Genomic DNA, 23,108 nt, shown 5'->3' on the forward strand with positions numbered 1-23,108 from the left:
CTTAGTGGGCTTTTTTGTTTTGCCGAGCAACAAAAATTCTATTCTCGCATCTCAGTAAGTAGTCTTTTCTTGGCTGTGAACTAATAGGCTAAAAGGCTCGTATTCTACGGTCTATCTCATGATTTGTGAGCGAAAAATCATCACATTGATTCTGAGAGGTGTCTCAAAGATGGGACTTGCCTCTGCTTTACTAAGGATGCAGAGCTTACCGCTATTAATGCCCTGTATTCGCTAATGATTTATCAACTTTGTTACTGTATATATTTATAAAACGAAGATGTGTATTTATATTGCGCGCTCATTTGCATATTAATCAGCATCCTACTAACTTTTGACTAGGGTTTTTAAGCCTTGAAAGAATACTTGGATTTGCGAAAAGATGTCTCTTCGCACAGACATGGCATTTTTTATGGGGAAGACTAGGCTTAAGGGTAAGTAAACTATAAAAAAACAGGTGAAATACTTCTCTCTTTTCAAGCCGATTGGGCATAACAATGGATTGCCATTGATGAGAGCTAAGTATGCGTTCAATTAAAACCTGAAATTGCTATTACAAATAATTTTCACAGCGCTTAAAAATAGTGCTTTGTGACAACGGGGGATGTATGGATATTGAAGTTTCGCGACAGGTTGCGGTAGTTGAAGCAACGAGTGGAGATGTCGTCGTAGTTAAGCCAGACGGCAGCGCAAGAAAAGTTTCAGTTGGCGATACCATCCGTGAAAATGAGATCGTGATTACGGCCAACAAGTCAGAGCTTGTATTAGGCGTTCAGAATGATTCGATTCCGGTTGCAGAGAATTGCGTCGGTTGTGTTGATGACAACGCTGCATGGGTAGATGCCCCAATAGCTGGTGAGGTTAATTTTGACTTACAGCAAGCAGACGCAGAAACCTTCACTGAAGACGACCTTGCTGCAATTCAAGAAGCCATTTTAGGTGGTGCCGATCCGACTCAAATCTTAGAAGCAACGGCTGCTGGTGGCGGACTAGGTTCTGCAAATGCTGGCTTTGTGACGATTGACTATAACTACACTGAAACTCATCCATCGACTTTCTTTGAGACCGCTGGTCTAGCAGAACAAACTGTTGATGAAGACAGAGAAGAATTCAGATCGATCACTCGTTCATCAGGTGGCCAATCAATCAGTGAAACACTGACTGAAGGCTCCATATCTGGCAATACCTATCCCCAATCTGTAACAACGACAGAAACGATTATTGCTGGTAGTTTAGCTCTCGCCCCTGACTCTTTCATTCCAGAAACTTTATCCCTCGCTTCACTACTTAGTGAATTAAACAGCGACATTACTTCAAGTGGTCAGTCCGTTATCTTCACCTATGACGCGACGACTAATTCTATCGTTGGTGTTCAAGGTACCGACGAAGTATTACGTATCGACATTGATGCCGTCAGTGTTGGCAATAACATTGAGCTTTCTCTAACCACAACGATTTCCCAGCCGATTGATCATGTACCGTCGGTTGGCGGTGGTCAGGTTTCTTACACTGGCGATCAAATAGATATTGCCTTTGATATTCAAGGTGAAGACACCGCTGGGAACCCGCTAGCAACACTCGTTAACGCACAAGTTTCAGTGTTTGACGGGATAGATCCGTCTGTTGAAAGTGTCAATATCACTAACGTTGAAACTAGCAGCGCGGCAATCGAAGGGACGTTCTCAAATATTGGTAGTGATAACCTTCAATCAGCCGTATTTGATGCAAGTGCACTGGACCAGTTTGATGGGTTGCTCAGTGATAATCAAAACACGCTTGCGAGACTTTCTGATGATGGAACAACGATTACTCTGTCCATCCAAGGTCGAGGTGAGGTTGTTCTCACTATCTCTCTAGATACCGATGGCACCTATAAATTCGAGCAGTCTAATCCGATAGAACAAGTGGGTACCGATTCACTGACGTTCGCTTTGCCAATCACGATTACCGATTTTGACCAAGATGTTGTAACCAATACGATCAACATTGCCATTACTGATGGCGATAGCCCTGTTATTACTAATGTTGACAGTATTGATGTTGATGAAGCGGGCATTGTTGGCGGCTCACAAGAGGGCACGGCGCCAGTGTCTGGCACTGGCAGTATCACCGCGGACATTTTTGAAAGTGACATCATTGACCATTATGAGCTAGAACCCACTGAATTTAATACTAATGGCACCTTGGTTTCAAATGGCGAGGCTGTGCTACTTGAGTTGATTGATGAAACCAACGGTGTAAGAACTTACGAAGGTTATGTTGAGGTCAATGGTTCGAGAATTACGGTCTTTGACGTTAAAATTGATAGCCCTTCATTGGGCAACTATGAGTTTAATCTTTATGAAGAACTTTCTCATCAAGGCGCTGAAGATGCGCTGTTAACTTTTGCATTGCCAATTTATGCTGTTGATGCAGATGGCGACCGTTCTGCACTGTCTGGAGGTTCGAACACACCAGAAGCTGCTGAGATCCTCGTTAATGTTAAAGACGATGTCGTTGAATTAGTTGATAAGGTTGAATCAGTCACCGAGCCGACCTTAGCGGGCGATACTATTGTTTCGTATAACCTGTTCAATTTTGAAGGCGCAGATGGTTCTACAATTCAATCGTTTAACTACGACGGTGTTGATTACTCACTCGATCAAAGCCTGCTCCCCGATGCTACCCAGATTTTCAGTTTTACTGAAGGTGTCGTCACTATCTCATTAAACGGTGACTTCAGTTTTGAAGTCGCTCGTGATATCGACCACTCAAGCAGTGAAACTATCGTCAAACAGTTCTCATTTTTAGCCGAAGATGGTGATGGGGATACTGATAGTTCGACGCTTGAGTTAAGTATTACCGATGGCCAAGATCCGATCATTGATTTGATCCCGCCTGTGACTCTCTCTGAAACCAACCTTAATGACGGCTCTGCTCCCAGCGGAAGTACAGTTAGCGCAACCGAGACGATTACCTTTACCGCAGGCAGCGACGATGTAGCAAGTTTCCGTATTGAACCAACAGAGTTTAATGTGGGCGGTGCACTTAAATCGAATGGATTTTCGGTTGAGATAAAAGAAGATTCGGCTAATCCGGGTACTTACATTGGCTTTATTACCAACGGTTCGGGCGCTGAAATCCCAGTGTTTACGATTGCTTTCTCTACGAGCACATTGGGTGAATACACCTTTACTCTGCTTGAAGCGTTAGACCATGTAGATGGTTTAGATAAGAACGATCTGAGCTTTGATCTGCCTATTTATGCGGTTGATACAGACGGCGACGATTCATTGGTGTCTCAGCTTAATGTGACTATCGGTGATGATGTTCAAATCATGCAAGACGGTACGTTAGATATCACCGAGCCAAATCTTGCTGACGGTACAATCACAACCAACACCATTGATGTAATGCCAAATCAAAGTGCTGATGGCGCGACGATCACTCAGTTCACTTATGACGGTGTCGTAAACACACTGGATCAAAGTATTTCAGGAGAACAGCAGTTCAGCTTCACAGAAGGCGAACTGTTTATCACCCTTGAAGGTGAAGTGCGCTTTGAGCCTAATCGCGATCTAGACCACTCAGTGAGTGAAGATATCGTGAAGTCGATTGTCGTGACTTCAAGTGATTTTGATAATGACGCTCTGACTTCAACCGTAACGCTGACGATTACGGATGGTGATAACCCTACGATTGACGTTATTCCGAGCGTTACTCTTTCTGAAACTAACCTGAGCGATGGCTCTGCTCCGAGTGGCAGCGCGGTGAGCTCTACTCAAACCATCATGTTTACCAATCAAAGTGATGATGTGGTTCGTTTCCGTATTGAGTCAACTGAGTTCAATACTAGCGACGATCTTAAATCGAACGGTTTAGCCGTTGAGTTACGTGAAGATCCGGCGGGGTCGGGTGACTACATTGGTTTTACTACCAGTGCGACGAATGTAGAAACCACGGTATTTACGCTGAGTTTCTCTAGCACCACATTAGGTGAATATACCTTCACTTTACTTGAAGCCTTGGACCACCAAGATGCCCGTGGCAATAACGACCTCAGCTTTGATTTACCTGTTTACGCGGTAGACAGTGATGGCGATGATTCACTGATGTCTCCGTTAAACGTCACCATCGGCGATGATGTTCAAATCATGCAAGACGGTACGCTCAATATTACTGAGCCGACGGTCGCTGATTTAGCAGCAGGCACACCGACGACGGCGATTTTCGATGTGATGCCAAATCAAAGTGCTGATGGCGCAACGGTGACGCAATTCACTTATGATGGCCAACTTCGAACGCTTGACCAAAATGACACTGGCGAGCAACAGTTTAGCTTCACCGAAGGCGAGTTGTTTATCACGCTTGAAGGTGATGTGCGCTTTGAGCCTAATCGTAATTTAGACCACACACTCAGCGAAGACATCGTGAAATCAATCGTGGTGACATCTAGCGATTCCGATAACGATGTGTTGACCTCAACCGTCACTCTGACCATTACCGATGGTGATATCCCAACCATTGATAATGTGCCAACAGTGAGCTTGTCAGAAACAAGTCTGAGTGACGGCTCTGTGCCAAGTGACAGCGCGGTAAGTTCAACTCAAACCATTACCTTTACTAACCAAAGTGATGACGTGACGAGTTTCCGTGTTGAACCGACTGAGTTCAATGTTGGTGGCGCTTTGACATCAAACGGCCTGGCAGTCGAACTGAAAGCTGACCCAACCACACCGGGTGGTTACATCGGTTTTGTTACGGATGGCTCGAACGTTGAAACCAACGTGTTCACGATTAGCTTCTCAGATACCAATTTAGGTCAATACACCTTCACTTTACTTGAAGCATTAGACCATGCGGATGGCCTTGCAAATAACGATCTGAGCTTTGATCTGCCAGTTTACGCCGTCGACAGTGATGGCGATGATTCATTGGTGTCTCAGCTTAATGTGACCATCGGTGATGATTTTCAAATCATGCAAGATGGTACGTTAGATATTATCGAGCCAAATCTGGCTGATGGAACAATCACAACTAGCACCATTGATGTGATGCCAAATCAGAGTGCCGATGGCGCGACTATCACCCAGTTTACGTATGACGGTCAAGTTCGCACTCTGGATCAAACTGACAATGATGAGCAGCAATTTAGCTTCACTGAAGGCGAGTTGTTCATCACTCTTGAAGGTGAAGTACGCTTCGAGCCAAATCGTAACTTAGACCACACAGCTAGCGAAGATATCGTGAAGTCGATAGTGGTGACCTCAAGCGATTCAGATAATGACGTACTGACTTCCACAGTGACGCTGACCATTACTGATGGCGATAACCCAACGATTGATGAGGTACCAAGTGTTACTTTGTCTGAAACTAGTTTAGCCGATGGCTCTGCGCCAAGCGGCAGTGTAGTCAGTCAAACCGAGATAATTACTTTCACCAACCAAAGTGATGATGTAGCGAGTTTCCGTATTGAGCCAACAGAGTTCAATGTGGGCGGTGCACTGAAATCGAATGGATTTGCGGTCGAGATAAAAGAAGATTCTGCTAACCCGGGTACTTATATCGGTTTTATTACCGATGGTTCGAATACTGAAGTTCCTGTATTCACGATTGCTTTCTCTACAAGTACGTTGGGCGAATACACCTTTACCTTACTTGGAGCGCTAGACCATGCAGATGGCCTAGATAAGAACGATCTGAGTTTTGATCTTCCTGTTTATGCGGTAGATAGCGATGGCGATGATTCACTGGTGTCTCAACTCAATGTGACCATCGGTGATGATGTCCAAATCATGCAAGACGGTACGTTAGATATCACTGAGCCAAATCTAGCTGATGGTAAGGTGACGACCAACACCATTGATGTGATGCCAGCTCAAAGCGCTGATGGCGCGACGATCACTCAGTTCACTTATGATGGTCAGTTACGAACACTTGATCAGAATGACACTGGCGAGCAGCAATTCAGCTTCACGGAAGGCGAGCTGTTTATCACCCTTGAAGGTGGAGTGCGCTTTGAGCCAAATCGCGATCTAGACCATTCCGTTAGTGAAGATATCGTGAAGTCGATTGTCGTGACTTCAAGCGATTTTGATAACGACCCGGTAACTTCAACCATTACGCTGACCATTACTGATGGTGATAATCCGACTATTGATGCGGTGCCGAGCGTATCACTTAAAGAAGCGGATCTCGCTGATGGCTCATTGCCAAGTGGTAGTGCGGTTAGCCAAACGGAAACCATCTCATTCACGAATCAAAGCGATGATGTTGAGAAATTCCGTTTAGAGCCTAGTGAGTTTAATAGTGATGACTCATTGAAATCCGATGGTCTGCCAATTGATCTGAAAGAAGATCCTGCAGGCTCAGGTAACTATGTTGGTTTTACAACTAGTGCCTCGAATGTAGAAACACAGATTTTCACATTAAGCTTTAGCGCTGCGACTCTGGGGCAATATACTTTTACGCTGTTGGAGAATATCGACCACGAGGATGGTCGTGGCAATAACGACTTCACGTTCGAACTACCAGTTTACGCGGTTGATACCGACGGTGATGACTCGTTAATGTCACCGCTATCGGTAACGATTACTGATGATGTTCAAGTGATGGTGAGTGGTTCGCTTAGTATCGAAGAGCCTACTGTTGCCGACTTGTCTGCAGGTACGCCAGCGACATCCGTTTTCGATGTATTAACATCCGCAAGTGCCGATGGCGCGAGTGTGACTCAATTTACCTATGACGGCACCGCTTACTCTCTAGACCCGAATGATGCGACCGAGCAAGAGTTTACCTTCACCGAAGGCTCACTGTTTATTACGACTCAAGGGGAAGTGCGCTTTGAGCCGAACCGAGATTTAGACCACTCAGCAGGCGATATTGTTAAAAATATCGTTGTGACATCAAGCGATGGCGATGATGACGTTCTTACCTCGACAGTGACGTTTACGATTACGGACGGCGATGTCCCAACCATAGATGTCATTCCACCAATTTCACTATCTGAAACGAATCTAGCCGATGGCTCTGATCCGTCGAATTCTGCGGTCAGTGACACCAAAGTCATTCAGTTTACTCATGAAAGTGACGATATTGAGTCGTTCCGTATCGAGCCAACAGAGTTCAATACTCTAGGTACGTTAACGTCAAACAACTTGGCGGTTCAGCTAAAAGAAGATCCTAACAGTGCTGGCGATTACATCGGTTTTGTTAAAGACGCGTCGGATGTTGAAACCAACGTCTTTATCGTTACCTTCTCTGGTACAAATCTAGGTCAATACACATTTACGTTACTTGAAGCGCTTGACCACGAAGATGGTCTGGTGAATAACAGTTTGAGCTTTGACCTGCCTGTTTATGCAGTAGACAGCGATGGCGATGATTCTTTGGTTTCTCAGTTAAATGTAACCATCGGTGATGATGTTCAAATCATGCAGGATGGTACGTTAGATATCACTGAGCCAAATCTTGCAGACGGCACAATCACAACCAGTACCATTGATGTGATGCCAGAGCAGAGTGCTGATGGCGCGACCATTACTGAGTTTACTTACGATGGTGGGACTCCACTGACGCTTAACCAAGCTGATACCGGTGAGCAAGAGTTTATCTTCACTGAAGGCTCTCTGTTTATCACACTTGAAGGTGAAGTACGCTTCGAACCAAACCGCAATCTAGACCACACGGTTAGCGAAGACATCGTGAAGTCGATTGTGGTGACTTCAAGCGATTTAGATAACGATGTACTGACGTCAACGGTCACTCTGACTATTACTGATGGTGATATCCCAACCATTGATGCAGTGCCAAGCGTTACTCTGTCTGAAACTAATCTTAGTGACGGCTCTGCGCCAAGTGGCAGTGCAGTCAGTCAAACTGAGACGATTACCTTCACCAATCAAAGTGATGATGTGACCAGTTTCCGTATTGAGCCAACAGAGTTCAATGTGGGCGGTGCACTGAAATCGAATGGATTTGCGGTTGAGATAAAAGAAGATTCGGCTAATCCGGGTACTTATATCGGTTTTATTACCGATGGCTCGAATACTGAAGTTCCTGTATTCACGATTGCTTTCTCTACAAGTACGTTGGGCGAATACACTTTTACCTTACTTGAAGCGCTAGACCATGTGGATGGCCGAGATAAAAACGATTTAAGCTTTGAGCTTCCTGTTTATGCGGTAGACAGCGATGGCGATGACTCATTGGTGTCTCAGCTTAATGTGACTATTGGTGATGACGTTCAAATCATGCAAGACGGTACGTTAGATATCATCGAGCCAAATCTTGCTGACGGCACTGTAACAACCAACACCATTGACGTGATGCCCGATCAAAGTGCAGATGGCGCGACCATCACTCAGTTCAATTATGACGGTGTCGTAAATACACTGGATCAAAGTATTTCAGGCGAGCAGCAGTTTAACTTCGCAGAAGGTCGCTTGTTCATCACCCTTGAAGGTGAAATGCGTTTCGAGCCAAACCGTAACCTAGACCACTCTGCGAGTGAAGACATTGTTAAGTCGATAGTCGTGACGTCGAATGACTTTGATAACGATCCGGTGACATCAACCGTTACTTTGACCATTACTGATGGTGATAACCCTACTATCGATGCTGTTCCGAGTGTTGCTCTTGAAGAATCGGATCTCGCTGATGGCTCATCACCAAGCGGCAGTGCGGTTAGCCAAACAGAAACCATCACTTTCACCAACCAAAGTGACGATGTTGAGAAATTCCGTTTAGAGCCTAGTGAATTTAACGTTGGCGATTCTCTCACGTCCGATGGTCTGGTGATCGAGATTAGAGAAGAACCTGCAGGTTCGGGTAATTATATCGGTTTCACGACTGATATTTCGAATACTGAAACTACCGTTTTCACTCTTGATTTCAGCAGTACTAATTTGGGTGAATACACCTTTACGCTTATCGAAGCGATTGACCACACGCCGATTCAAGGCAATAACGACCTCACATTCAACTTGCCAGTCTACGCGGTTGATAGCGACGGTGATGATTCGCTAATGTCGCCACTGGCTGTAACTATCACTGATGATATTCAAGTGATGGTTAATGACTCTCTCACAATTGAAGAGCCAACGGTTGCAGATTTGGCAGCAGGTACTCCGACGACAGCTTCCGTTAATGTACTTGATGAAGAAGGTGCTGATGGCACGACCATTACTCAGTTCACTTATGATGGTGGGGCGGTATTAACGCTTGATCAAAACGATACAGGTGAGCAGAAGTTCGTGGTTACTGATGGGGCATTATATATCACTCTGCAAGGCGATATTCGTTTCGAACCAAGTCGTAACCTTGACCATACTGGTGGCGATATCGTGAAGTCGATAGTCGTAACTTCAAGTGATTCCGATAGCGATCTTGTGTCTTCAACGGTAACGCTAACCATTACTGATGGCGATATCCCAACGATTGACACGGTGCCAAGCGTTACTCTGTCAGAAACGAATCTGAGCGACGGATCTGCTCCGAATGCAAGTGCGGTAAGTTCAACTCAAACCATTACCTTCACCAACCAAAGTGATGATGTGACGAGTTTCCGTATTGAACCTACTGAGTTCAATATTGGCGGCCTTCTAAAATCGAATGGACTGACGGTTGAGTTGAAAGTCGACCCAAGTACGCCGGGTGGCTACATCGGCTTTGTGACGACGGCGCCTAATGTTGAAACGAACGTGTTCACGATTAGTTTTTCGGATACCAATATCGGTCAATACACCTTCACACTGTTGGAAGCGTTAGATCACGTTGATGGGCTAGGAAATAACAACCTAAGCTTTGACCTGCCGGTTTACGCTGTTGATAAAGATGGTGATGATTCACTGGTGTCTCAACTCAATGTGACTATCGGTGATGATGTCCAAATCATGCAAAACGGCACATTAGATATCGTTGAACCGAATGTTGCTGATTTGGCTGGTGGTACTGTAACGACCAATACCATCGATGTGATGCCAACGCAAAGTGCTGACGGCGCGACAATCATTCAGTTCACCTACGATGGTCAACTTCGAACACTTGATCAAACTGACAATGGCGAGCAAAAGTTCAGCTTCACGGAAGGAGAGTTATTCATTACTCTTCAAGGTGAAGTGCGTTTTGAGCCAAATCGTAATTTAGACCACACAACGAGCGAAGACATCGTGAAGTCGATTGTGGTGACTTCAAGTGACTTCGATAACGATCCCGTGACAGCAACGGTTACGCTGACGATTACCGATGGTGATATCCCAACCATCGATGCCGTGCCAAGCGTTACTCTATCTGAAACTAACCTTAGCGATGGCTCTAGCCCGAGCGGTAGCGCAGTAAGTCAAACCGAGACGATTACTTTCACTAACCAAAGTGATGATGTGACGAGTTTCCGCATTGAACCAACTGAGTTTAATGTCGGTGGTGTACTGAAATCGAATGGGTTTGCGGTCGAGATAAAAGAAGATTCTACTAATCCGGGCACTTACATAGGCTTTATTACCAACGGTTCGAGCGCTGAAGTCCCCGTGTTTACCATTAGCTTCTCTTCAGCCACGTTAGGTGAATACACTTTCACTCTACTTGAAGCGCTAGACCATGTTGCTGGCCTAGCGAACAATGATCTGAGCTTTGATCTGCCTGTTTATGCGGTAGACAGTGATGGTGATGATTCACTGGTATCGCAGCTTAATGTAACGATTGATGATGATGTTCAAATCATGCAAGGTGGTGCGCTCAATATTACCGAGCCGACCGTCGCTGATTTAGCGGCTGGTACACCGACCACGGCTACTTTTGATGTCATGCCAAACCAAAGTGCTGACGGCGCGACCATCACTCAGTTCACTTATGATGGCGTCGTAAACACCCTCGATCAAAATATTGCAGGCGAACAGCAGTTTATCTTCGCAGAAGGCAAACTGTACATTACCCTCGAAGGTGAAGTTCGCTTTGAGCCTAATCGAGATCTTGACCATACGGCCGGCGATATTGTTAAGTCGATAGTGGTGACCTCAAGCGATTTCGACAAAGACTCAGTCACGTCAACCGTTACGTTAACGATCACCGATGGTGATATTCCAACCATTGATGTTATTCCAACGGTTAGCTTATCTGAAACGAACCTGACGGATGGTTCAGCCCCAAGTGGCAGTGCGGTAAGTCAAACCGAAACCATCACCTTCACTAATCAAAGTGATGATGTGGTCCGCTTCCGCCTTGAACCAACAGAGTTCAATACCAATGATGCACTCACATCGAATGGTTTAGCTGTTGAATTACGTGAAGATCCGCAAGGGTCGGGCAACTACATCGGATTTACAACCAGCTCGTCGAATGCGGTAACCACAGTATTTACGCTGAGTTTTTCTGGGACAACCTTAGGTGAATACACCTTTACCTTAATCGAAGCCTTGGATCATCAAGATGCACGTGTCAACAACGACCTGAGTTTTGATCTGCCTGTGTATGCGGTGGATAGTGACGGCGACGATTCGTTAGTCTCTCAGCTTGGCGTGACTATTGGTGATGATGTGCAGTTGATGCAAGGCGGCACAATAACCAGTCGTGAGCCTGCTGGAGTCGTCGAAACATCGAATACTCTGGACGTGATGCCAAATCAGAGCGCAGATGGAGCAAAAATCATTTCATTTGTGTTTGATGGAAACAGTGCAGAAAGCCTTGATCTCAATGTGAATGGCGAGCAAGAGTTTGTGTTCACTGAAGGTTCTGTATTTATTACCACAGAAGGTGAGATACGATTCGAGCCTGTGCGAAATCAAGATCACACGAGTGGTGATATTACTAAGACGATTGTTGTTACATCTACTGACATTGATGGTGATATCGTCTCATCTACCGTGACATTGAAGATTACCGATGGTGATCTTCCAACGATCGATTTGGTCCCTGGAATTACGCTCTCAGAAGTGGATCTCGCTGATGGTTCTTCGCCAACCGGCAATCCAGTGGCGATGACTCAAGTTATTACCTATTCAGAGGGTAGTGACGATGTTAGTTATTTCAGAATTGACCCTGCTCAGTTCAATACTGCGGGGGCTTTGAAGTCGAATGGATTAGAGGTTGAGATTAAAGAGCAGCCAGCGAATTCTGGTAATTACATTGGCTTCGTCAAGGACGGTTCTAACGTCGAAACCAACGTCTTCACGATCAGTTTCTCGACAACCAATCTAGGGCAATATACGTTCACACTGCTTGAAGCGTTAGACCATACAGATGGATTACAAAACAATACTCTAAGTTTCGATGTCCCTGTTTTAGCGGTTGATACCGATGGTGATGATTCTGCAATGTCGCCAATGACCGTGGTGATCACCGATGATGTACAAGGCGTTCAAGATGGGGCGTTAAGTATCACTGAGCCTTCACTTGCTGATATAGCAGCAGGTACGCCAACCACGCCAACAATCGACGTTATGCCGACACAGAGTGCTGATGGCGCGAAAGTGACTCAGTTTATCTACGATGGTGGCACGGCTGTTACGTTAGACCCAACTGTGTCTACAGAACAAGTTTTTACCGTAACCGATGGCTTACTGTACATCACGATTGAAGGTGAGGTGCGCTTTGAACCAAGTAGAAATCTAGACCATTCATCTGGCGATATCGTGAGAACGATAGTCGTGACGACCAGTGATTTTGATAACGATACCGATACCGCGGATGTCACGTTGACGATCAAAGACGGAATTGATCCGGTTATCGATGTAGTGCCAGATATTAACCTATCGGAAGTTGGTCTTGCTGATGGCTCTATGCCGAGTGGTTCAGCGGTTAGCTCGACACAAACGATCACTTATACCGTGGGTAGTGATGATTTAAGCCACTTTAGAATTGCAACCAACGAGTTCAATCCTGGCGACCTACTCAAATCAAATGGTCTTGTTGTTCAGTTAAAAGAAGATCCTGCTTCACCTGGCGACTACATCGGGTTTACTGATGACGGGGCCGGTAACGTAACTAATGTATTCACCATTGATTTTGATAGCGTTAATAAAGGGCAGTTCACCTTCACTTTGATTGAGGCGTTAGATCACCTTGATGGTGATCTTAATAACAGCCTCAACTTCAACCTGCCTGTTTACGCCGTTGATACCGATGGTGATGATTCGGTTAAACGCGATGTCATGGTAACGATACAAGATGACATTCAACAGATGCAAGATGGCACGTTAAGCATCACAGAGCCAAATACTGGCACACCAACCACTGCTACTGTTGATGTAATGCCTACACCAAGTGCTGATGGGGCGACCATTACTCAGTTTACTTTTGGTGGCGGTTCAGCGATCACCTTGGATCAAACTAACAATGGCGAGCAAGAGTTTACCTTCACTGAAGGCTCATTGTTTGTCACGCTAAGCGGTGATGTAAGGTTCGAACCAAACCGAAATCTAGATCATTCTGCGGGCGACATTGTTAAGTCGATTGTGTTTACGTCTTCTGACTTTGATAAAGATACCTTTTCATCAACAGTCACGCTTACGATTGTTGATGGCGATGGACCAACAATCAACGTTGTGCCAAGTGTCAGCTTGTCGGAAAGCTTACTTGCGGATGGTTCGACACCTAGCGGAACGCCTGTCAGTGTGACTCAGACTATCACCTCGCTAGCGAGCAGTGATGACATTGGAAAAATAGTCGTTGAAGCTGGGCTGTTCAATACCAACGGCGTGTTGAAGTCTGATGGCCTTGAATTGAGTTTACGTGAGGAGCCTGCGGGTTCTGGCGACTACATTGCGTTTACGACGGATGGTTCGGGTGGTGAGAAAATCATATTCACCCTAGATTTTGATGATACTAATCCTAGCCAGTATACCTTTACGCTGCTTGAGCGTTTGGATCACGTTGATGGCTTAGGAAGCAACGATCTGAGTTTTGATCTTTCTGTTTACGCGCAAGACACCGATGGCGATATTTCAGCGTCTAAACCGCTTTCAGTAACCATCACCGATGATGTCCAGTTAATGAAGTCTGGTGCGCTTAGCATCACTGAACCAAGCACGGGCACACCTACCACAACGACATTTGATGTGATGCCTGCGCAAAGTGCTGATGGCGCCACCATAACCAAATTTACTTATGGTAGTCAGCCTGAAGAGTCTCTGGTGCAAACCAACACTGGTGAGCAAGAGTTTGTATTTACGGAAGGTTCGTTGTTTATCACGCTTGAAGGTGATGTGCGCTTTGAGCCTAATCGAAACCTGAATCATTCTGGTGGTGATATCGTTAAGACGATTACCGTGACATCAGAAGATAAAGACGGTGATATTGTTACTTCGACCGTGACATTGACGATTTCAGATGGTGCTCCACCGGTAATTGATACTGTACCAACGGTTGCATTGGAAGAAGCGAATCTCGTGGATGGTTCATCTCCGAGCTTACCTGTGAGCCAAACTGAAACCATTGCTTTCACAGCGGGAAGTGATGATGTGAGCTATTTCCGTATTGATACCACTCAGTTCAACACGTCTGGTGATTTGAAATCGGATGGCCTAGTGGTTCAGCTTAAAGAAGATCCAGCCAACAGCGGAACCTATATTGGTTTCGTTGAGAGTGGGGGTGTTCAAACGGATATCTTTACCATCACTTTTAATAGTGTAGTGCTAGGCAAATACACCTTCACTTTGTTGGAAGAGCTCGATCATCTGCCTGTGCAAGGCAACAACGATCAAGTATTCACTCTGCCAGTGATCGCGGTCGACCAAGACAATACCGACTCTGTGATGAAACCTTTGATCGTTACTATCACCGATGATGTGCCTGTCATTACCGATACGACAGCGACCAGCACATTTGTGGTTGATGAAGATGATCTCGGCTCTGCGATTTCTCAAGCAACAGGTGCATTTGTTACCACAGAAGGTGCAGACCAAGTAGAGGTTTACGAACTGCGTAATATCTCTGCGCTTGAAGCGACATTGACCTCTGGAACTGAAGCGATTTCTATTACAGAAGTCACAGGTGCCGCCAACACAACGACCTATCAAGGTACGACGACAAGTGGAACTCCTATCTTCACGCTCGCGCTAGCGAATGACGGCTCTTATACGTTTACGTTGCTAGGTCCTCTAAACCACCCAACAAGCCCGAATTCCAATACCTTAACGATTCCATTTGATGTCGTTGCGGTTGATGGTGACGGCGATGATTCTAACCAATATGTATTGCCAATCGAGGTGCTAGACGATGCGCCAGTAATGAGTGCGCCGACGGGTGAAGCGGTTGTCGATGAAGACGATCTTACTGGTATTGGTTCCGATCAATCTGAAGACACCATTATTAATGGCCTGTTCACTGTCGATGAAGGCGCGGATGGTGTTGTGAAGTATGAACTGGTTGATGAAGATTTGGTTCTGACTGGCTTAACCTCCAACGGAGAAAGTTTAGAGTGGCTTGCTGTTTCACAAAGCGGCACAACATTTACTTACGTTGCTCAAACTGCAACGAGTAATGAAGCTGTGTTTGAGATTATTTTCGATACCTCGGATAACAGCTATCAGTTTGAATTGTTTAAACCACTTAAGCACCCTGATGGCGCGAATGAAAACGCAATTGACCTTAACTTTTCTGTTGTTGCAGAAGATTTTGATCAAGACCAATCAAACGCGATCGATTTGAAAATCACGGTGACTGATGATGTTCCATTGGTGACAACTCAATCGATCACACGAATTGAAGGCCAGGGCTATGGTAATTCCAAAGTTGACATGTTTGCTAATGCGACGGATGTCGGCGCGGATGGCGCGGTACTGAGTCGAATTGAGGGCATTACCAGTAATGGTGCAGATATTGTTTTCCGTACAGGAAACAGCGGGCCGTACAGCAGCAGTTTCGATTTAAATAGCGGTAGTCAACAAGTACGAGTGTACGAACAAACCGACGATGGTAGTGGTGGCGTGGACACCCGTGAGCTAGGGCGTTTGCGTATCAACTCAAATGGCGAGGTTGAATTTAGAGCTAACGGCTATCTCGATCATGACGGCCTAGACACCATCGATTTTTCGATTAATGTGATTGCGACGGATGGCGATTTAGATACCTCTGAAACACCGTTAGATATAACGATTACTGATAGGGACTCTACAAGAATCGCTCTGAAAGTGACGACCTTCGAGGATGCGGGTAGAGACTCAACCATACCTTATGCAACAGGCGATGAGCCGGCTCTTGAGAATATTCAAGATAACCAAAATGGTTTGCCTAATGCGCCAGCTCAAGTTGCGCTGCAAGTTAGTCTGTATGACCAAGATAACGCTGAATCTATTGGCCAGTTGACGATTAAAAGCCCGAACGGAGGTGATAGTCATCAAGGTACTTTTTATTACTTTGATGGTGCTGACTACATTGAATTAGTGCCTGAGTCAAATGGGAGCATTATATTTGGTCCTCCTCAACTCGAACAAAGCTTTGCTCCAAATCCGAATGAGTCAAGACAAACTATTGCGACGATAGACAACTTGTTCTTTGTTCCGGACCAACACGCTAGTTCGGGTGAAACTGGTGGGCGCGTTCGTTATGAGCTAGAAATTGAGAAAAATGGCAATACGGATCACACCGTTAACTCAAACTTCAGAATCGAGATTGAAGCGGTAGCGGATATTGCAACGTGGGATGACGCCAACAGTACTTATCAGTATCAAGTGAATGAAGATGAAGACAATGTTACGTTGCAGCTGAATGCTGAATCGCAAGATAACAGTAATACTGAGACGATTACCTATGAACTTGAAGCGATTCAGGGTGATGGGAAGTTTGAGTTACTTGATCAAAATGGCAATGTGTTAACGCCTGTTAATGGTGTTTATATCATCGCATCTGCTGATATCAATAGCACAGTCGTTAACCCAATCGACAACTTCTCTGGACAAATTGAGTTCAAAGCGACGGCAATTACGGAAGAGACGCTTAACCCATACGATGACTCAGCGAACGGCGGGTTAGACAAAACGACCGCTCGCTCTGTTGAGCAAAATATTATCATTGATGTGACTGCCGACGCGGATCCTGGTTCATTCAGTGTTAACAGGATTCGTATTAACGAAGACAATATTGATGACCCAGACTACCTAGGTCCTCTGGACAACAAAGATGCCTTCACGCTAGACGAAGTCATCACAATGAACGGCTCAGTGGACACTGATGGTTCAGAAGAGCTATTTGTTCGTATCAGTAATATTACCGAAGGGGCGGTGCTTTATTTCCTTGGAACTACGACCCCAGTTCCTACAATCACCATTAACGGTATTGATTATCAGGAAGTGGCGTATTCCGATCTCGCCAACGTAGAGATTGTTCCGACTAAACACAGCAATGTCGATTTTACTTTTGATGTAACCGGTGTGGTTAAAGACACTGCGAACCTCTCTACTGGTGCACAAGTTGATGAAGAAATCCTAGGAACTAAAACGGTTAACGTTGAGGTTAAAGGGGTTGCAGATATTCCTTATGGCGGTACAAACGGTTCGGCTTGGACAGCAATCACCGATGGCACAACACCTGGTGTTCAAACCACGATCCAAGAGAGCCAGAATGGAGACAGCTACGCCGAGCTTGATTTCACCGTGTTGTCGGGAGAGAGAAGACCTGATCCTGCAGCAGTAGATCAAACCCCATTACCTGACGATGGTTCAGAATCCATAACCGTTATCCTCTCGGGTATTCCTGATGGTGTTATTCTGGAAGACGGTGACGGTACCATTATTGACCTTAACTTTGTCGGTTACGAAACCGGTCCGGGTGGTAGCCCCGATCTTTCTAAACCTATCTACGAAGCGAACATCACTGACGCAGGTAAAACCTCAGGAATCCGCATCAGACCTGTCGATTCTTCAACAGAGAACATTCACATTCAGGGTAAAGTGATCGTGACTGAGAATGACGGTCATACGCTTACGTTTGACCAAGAAGTGCGAGTGTTGGTCGAACCTAGAATCGATACCTCAGCGACGTACAGCACAGTCACTAATGGCGATGAAGATACGGCGATCAGTATTGATTGGCACCCAGAGGGTACTGATTATATTGATGATGATGAGCATTTCACTTCTATTGTGATCAGTGCCATTCCGACAGATGTTGAAAGTGTTGTGGTTAATGGCGATGTAACTTGGGTTTACGATGCTTCAGCAGGCACTTTAACCATTACGCCGAAGAGTGGACAGACGGCAGAAGAGTTTACTCAAATTGCACTGAACAATAATTTTATTCAGATCACACCTGAACAAGACTCGAGCACCGACTTTACGCTTAATACGGTTGTCATGATCGAAGAGCGAGATCATGAGTATGTTGATGCGACTGATCCTGGTCAGGGCATCGCTACCGCGACAATCACGGGCTCGATTGATGTTATCGTACGTCCAGTCGTTGAGCCGAAAGACGCTAGCAACAAGCTTATCGTCGATGATGTGCTGGGTACTGGAGCACTAGCAACCGTAGTTGCTGATGCAAACACTGGCGTGCTTAAGTTCACAACCAACAGCGATAATACATCGGTTACGGATGAGTTCGTCATTCGATATCAAGAAACAGATGCTTCGTCCGCTATCGAAGAAGTTGACCAGTTAGTTATTGAATTAACAAACGTGGACGGTTCGGAGCTATCAGATGCTGTACTCAATCAACTGCTCGTTATTGGCGCTGCTTATGAAGGCAATGGGCGCTGGGTTGTAACGAATGAAGACATATTTAGCATCAGTGCATCGAACGGCCTTGTTCTTCCTTCAGGAAACAGCGGGGCAGGAGGGTTCAATGACATCAAGATGGATATCTTTAGCACGGTAATAGACCGAGGTGATGGTGCTGAGGTTGAGTCATCTACGGCCGCTCGTAGGGACGGAGAAGTCACTCTGTCATTCCCTCAAGTGGTGGCTGGGAGTACTAAGGTTGCAGCCGATATTGATATAACACCAGACAGTGTTGTTGATGCGATTGAGGACACCCAGTTAGATCTAGGTACGGCATTGAATGGTTTAATTACTTTCTCGGGCGAAGATGACTCAACTGATCAAGTGACCATCATTATTGATGACAGTGTGACCATTAATCCAGGAGCGGTGAACGAAGTCACCTTCCCAATTAGTTTATCGGGAAGCAGCGACCTAGACTTTGTTAATGGCAAATATGTATTCCAGACTACCGTCGATCAAGGGGTCTCGACCGACCTCTCTGGACTACTGCTTAACTTACCAGCCGACTACTCCGGCGACTTTAGGTTGCCGTTGACGATAGTAACTAAAGACGTATTGTCGGGGGATGAGAAAACTCTAGTGACAGAAGTAGTCATTAAAGTTGCTCCTGATGTTGAAGGTAACCCAGATATTGACGTTACTGTCGTTGGTTCGCTTGACGATTCGTTTAACCCTGTCGATACCGACGGTCAAGCAGGGCAAGATCCAGTCGGCTACGAAGATACCTATATCCAACTTGATTTCAGCTCGACCATTGATGACCAAGTAAGCGGAGTTGAAGGTGGTGACGAAAAATTCACCTCTATCACACTGACGTTAAATGACACGAGTGTTGGGGCTTTCTATACCAGCGCAGGGGTATCGCTTGGCACATCGGTGACCTTTAATGAAGCTGAGATTAATGCAGGCGCGTTGGATAATGTACTATTCCGACCGGCGTTAAATTACCCAACAGATAATGACGTAAATCAGGTGCAAGTGAATGTCAGCGGGACGATTACCGATACTGCTACATACAATGATGCAGCTTCGCCAACTGGCAGCGCGACTGATACCGATACTTTCTCTACCAATGTCAGTTTTGAAGTCGTTCCTGTGGTGGATGACGTGTCTGTCACTGGCCCGGGTAGCGATCCTGATGTTATCGAGATTACGGGTACTGAGGACCAGCTGATTTCTTTGTCGGGCACAGGGCCTGTATCGATTGCACTGACTGACCTTGATGGCTCAGAACAGTTTGTGTCGATTAAGTTTACAGATGTACCTGATGGCTTCCAGATGCGTGCAGATACTGGTTCGGCATACACGGTGAAGAATAATGGTGGTGGTGAGTGGAGTGTTCAACTACCTCAAGCATCAGGGTTATCGTTCGACTTGAGTGAGATTTCGATTTTACCGCCTAAGGACTTCAGTGGTACGGCTGAATTTGGTGTTGCCGTATTTACTCAAGAATCTTTGTTGGGTGTGCCTACTGCAGCATCAAATCTGCCAAGCTTTAAGCTGCATGTGGTACCTGTGGGTGATGATGTTGATACTAATCCAACAGATTCTGTGACAGGTAACGAAGGTCAAAACATTGATATCGAAATCAATGCGACGATTTTGGATAAAGAGCTATCTGCAACGGGCAACGGCACTTATACCGAGAATGCACCAGAGACACTTCGAGTAGAAGTTGCGGGCGTTCCTCAAGATGCCTCTATCTATTATCCAGACGGCACAACCTTGGCTAGTTATGATCCAGTTACGCAGCTTTGGACACTTGATGTTCCTGCACAGTCGCTCGATAAGATCGTATTCAATTCAGGTGAACACAATAGCGATACGGGTAATGTATTAGGCATTAATGGCCCGCTGCAGATTACTGTTCGCTCTGTGGATACTGACGCTGATAACACCGAATATTTGGGGACGCCAACCAGCTTCGATGTTGATCTGGTGATTGATCCTATTAACGATCAACCGATCTTTGTGAACGTAACGAATATTAAAACATCGGAAGACATTAGTGTTGCTATCGACAACTTTAGTATCTACGACGTTGATGCTAACTTTGATAATCCAGACGCTCCGTATGTTCTTACGTTGCAAGTCGATCAAACACTTCCGGGAGCGCAAGGTGTGTTTGAGTTTACGAGCTCACCTGACGTGACGTTTGTATTGCAACCTGGTGGCTCATTGGTGATTACCGGTAAAGAAGCCGATATCAATACCGCATTGACCAATGGAGCAGTGACGTTCAAACCCGATCCAGACCAGAATTACCTCAACCAGAGTGGTTTAGTCACGATCAATGCAACGCTCGATGATGGTGGTAATAACGGCTTGATTGACGCGGGTGATCCGAATACAGCACAGACCAACCAAACTACTTTCACCATTAAAGTAACGGAAGTGAATGACGCTCCTGTGGCAACTGATGTTGATTTAGGTTCGATTGCTGAAGATGGTCAAATAGTGATTGTGGAAGGAGACTTGATTTCAGTAAGTTCTGACATTGAAAACCATAACCTGACGGTTACGGGTGTAACCCTGACTCAAGGACAAGGCAAATTAACGCGCTTTGAAAACGCAGGTGGCGCCGATAACGCGGCGATTACCGGACCATTCTGGCTATTTGTAGCGGACAACGACTTTAACGGTGACGTTAAATTCAATTACTCAATTACTGATGACGGTACAACTAATGGCGCGGATGACTTCCTAACCGACAGTGCTGAAATTAGTCTTGAAGTAACGGAAGTGAATGACGCTCCTGTAGCAACGGACATCGACTTAGGCAACATCCTTGAAGAAGGTCAGTTGATCATCAAAGAGGGCGATTTAATTGCTGCGACGAGCGATCCGGAAAACGACACGATTACCGTGACTAATCTGGCGCTCGATGAAGGCCAAGGTCAACTACAACGCTTCGAGAACGTAGGTGGTGCTGATGATGCTACGATCACTGGCCCATACTGGGTATTTACGGCAGCTGATGAATACAACGGCAACGTTAAGTTTACCTATACCGTAGAGGATGATGGTACAACCAACGGCGCTAATGACTTCCTAACGGATACAGCGGAGATCACCGCGATTGTCGATGGAGTGAACGATACACCGGTCGTTAATGGTGACAGTGTCACTACGGTTATTGACGAGGATGCTGGTCAACTGTTGAGTGGTATCAATGTCAGTGACCCTGATTATGTAGATACATTTTCTGATGATCTGATGACCGTCACGCTGACGGTGGATTACGGTACATTGAATGTATCACTTCCAGCAGTGACGACGGTTGTTGTTAACGGCAACAACACGGGTTCAGTCATCTTAGTGGGGACATTGAGTGACCTGAATGCGTTGATTGATACGCCAACCAGTCCAAATGGTGTTTTCCTTGATGCGAGCCTGTCTCCAACCAATAGCATTGGATTAGAAGTTGTTGCCAAAGACAGCGGCAACCCTTCAGGTATTGCGATAGAGACAGCACCTGTGGTTTACAACATCGCGGTGACGCCAGTGGCGAATGCACCAACCCTGTCTATCGATAGTGCGACTAACTACGTGAGAAACATTACTGCGAGTCAGTCTGTGAGTGCGAGTGGCATTCCTTTAGTTGGGATTATCGCAGCCTTAACGGACATTACAGAAGAGCTAACGCTGCATATCAGTGATGTACCTGCTGGCGCTCAAATCACCAGTGCTGCGGGTTCTGTGACGGATCTTGGCGGTGGTGTTTGGGTAGCAACGGCAGATGCAATTGAAAGCTTGCAAGCGGTTGGGCTTTCTCAAACTCCAGGTAACTACACACTGAAAGTCGAGGCGGTTTCTGAAGAGACTGACAACAACGATACAGCAACCTCTGCATCGATTGACCTTAACTTGAACATTGTGTCTAACGCAGTTGATATTAACTTGGCTTCGGAAACCGATGATGTTCAGTTACTGGCTGGTGCTAATGCGACTGACTTAACGGGTGGTTCAGGGAATGATCGACTTGAAGGTGGCGCAGGTGACGATACGCTTGTTGGCGGTGACGGTAACGACACCCTGATTGGCGGCGGAGGCTCAGACATTCTGACTGGTGGTGATGGTATGGACTCGTTCGTATGGCTTAACATCGAAGATGGTGTTGAAGATACGATTACCGACTTTGATTTGTCGGAAGGGGACAGCATTGACTTGAGAGAAGTGTTGCCGGAGCTTAAAAATACATCTCCAGACATGACCGCGTTGCTACAACAAATAGACGCGAAAGTGGACGGGGATGATATTGAGCTTACGATCAACCCGGATGGCTTAGGTACTACGGAACAGGTGATTGTGGTTGAAGACCTTGCGCCACAGCTAACCTTAAGTAGCACCATGCCTTCGGACATTCTGGATGCATTGGTACAGCAGAATGTGATAACTCACGGTTAAAGCGAACCATTG

The 23,108-nt window shown here is 45.8% G+C and carries 1 protein-coding gene; it reads left to right on the forward strand.

Features of this window, described 5'->3' with window-relative positions; all coding sequences use genetic code 11:
- Positions 1-605 precede the first annotated feature (605 nt).
- The gene (locus tag ACED41_RS05860; RefSeq protein WP_371724638.1) at positions 606-23,096 is read left to right on the forward strand and encodes a retention module-containing protein; all 22,491 of its coding nucleotides are present in this window, start codon (positions 606-608) and stop codon (positions 23,094-23,096) included.
- The last annotated feature ends 12 nt before the right edge of the window (positions 23,097-23,108 follow it).

The sequence above is a fragment of the Vibrio sp. 1F255 genome (genome assembly GCF_041439145.1).
GTDB classification, from domain to species: domain Bacteria; phylum Pseudomonadota; class Gammaproteobacteria; order Enterobacterales; family Vibrionaceae; genus Vibrio; species Vibrio crassostreae_C.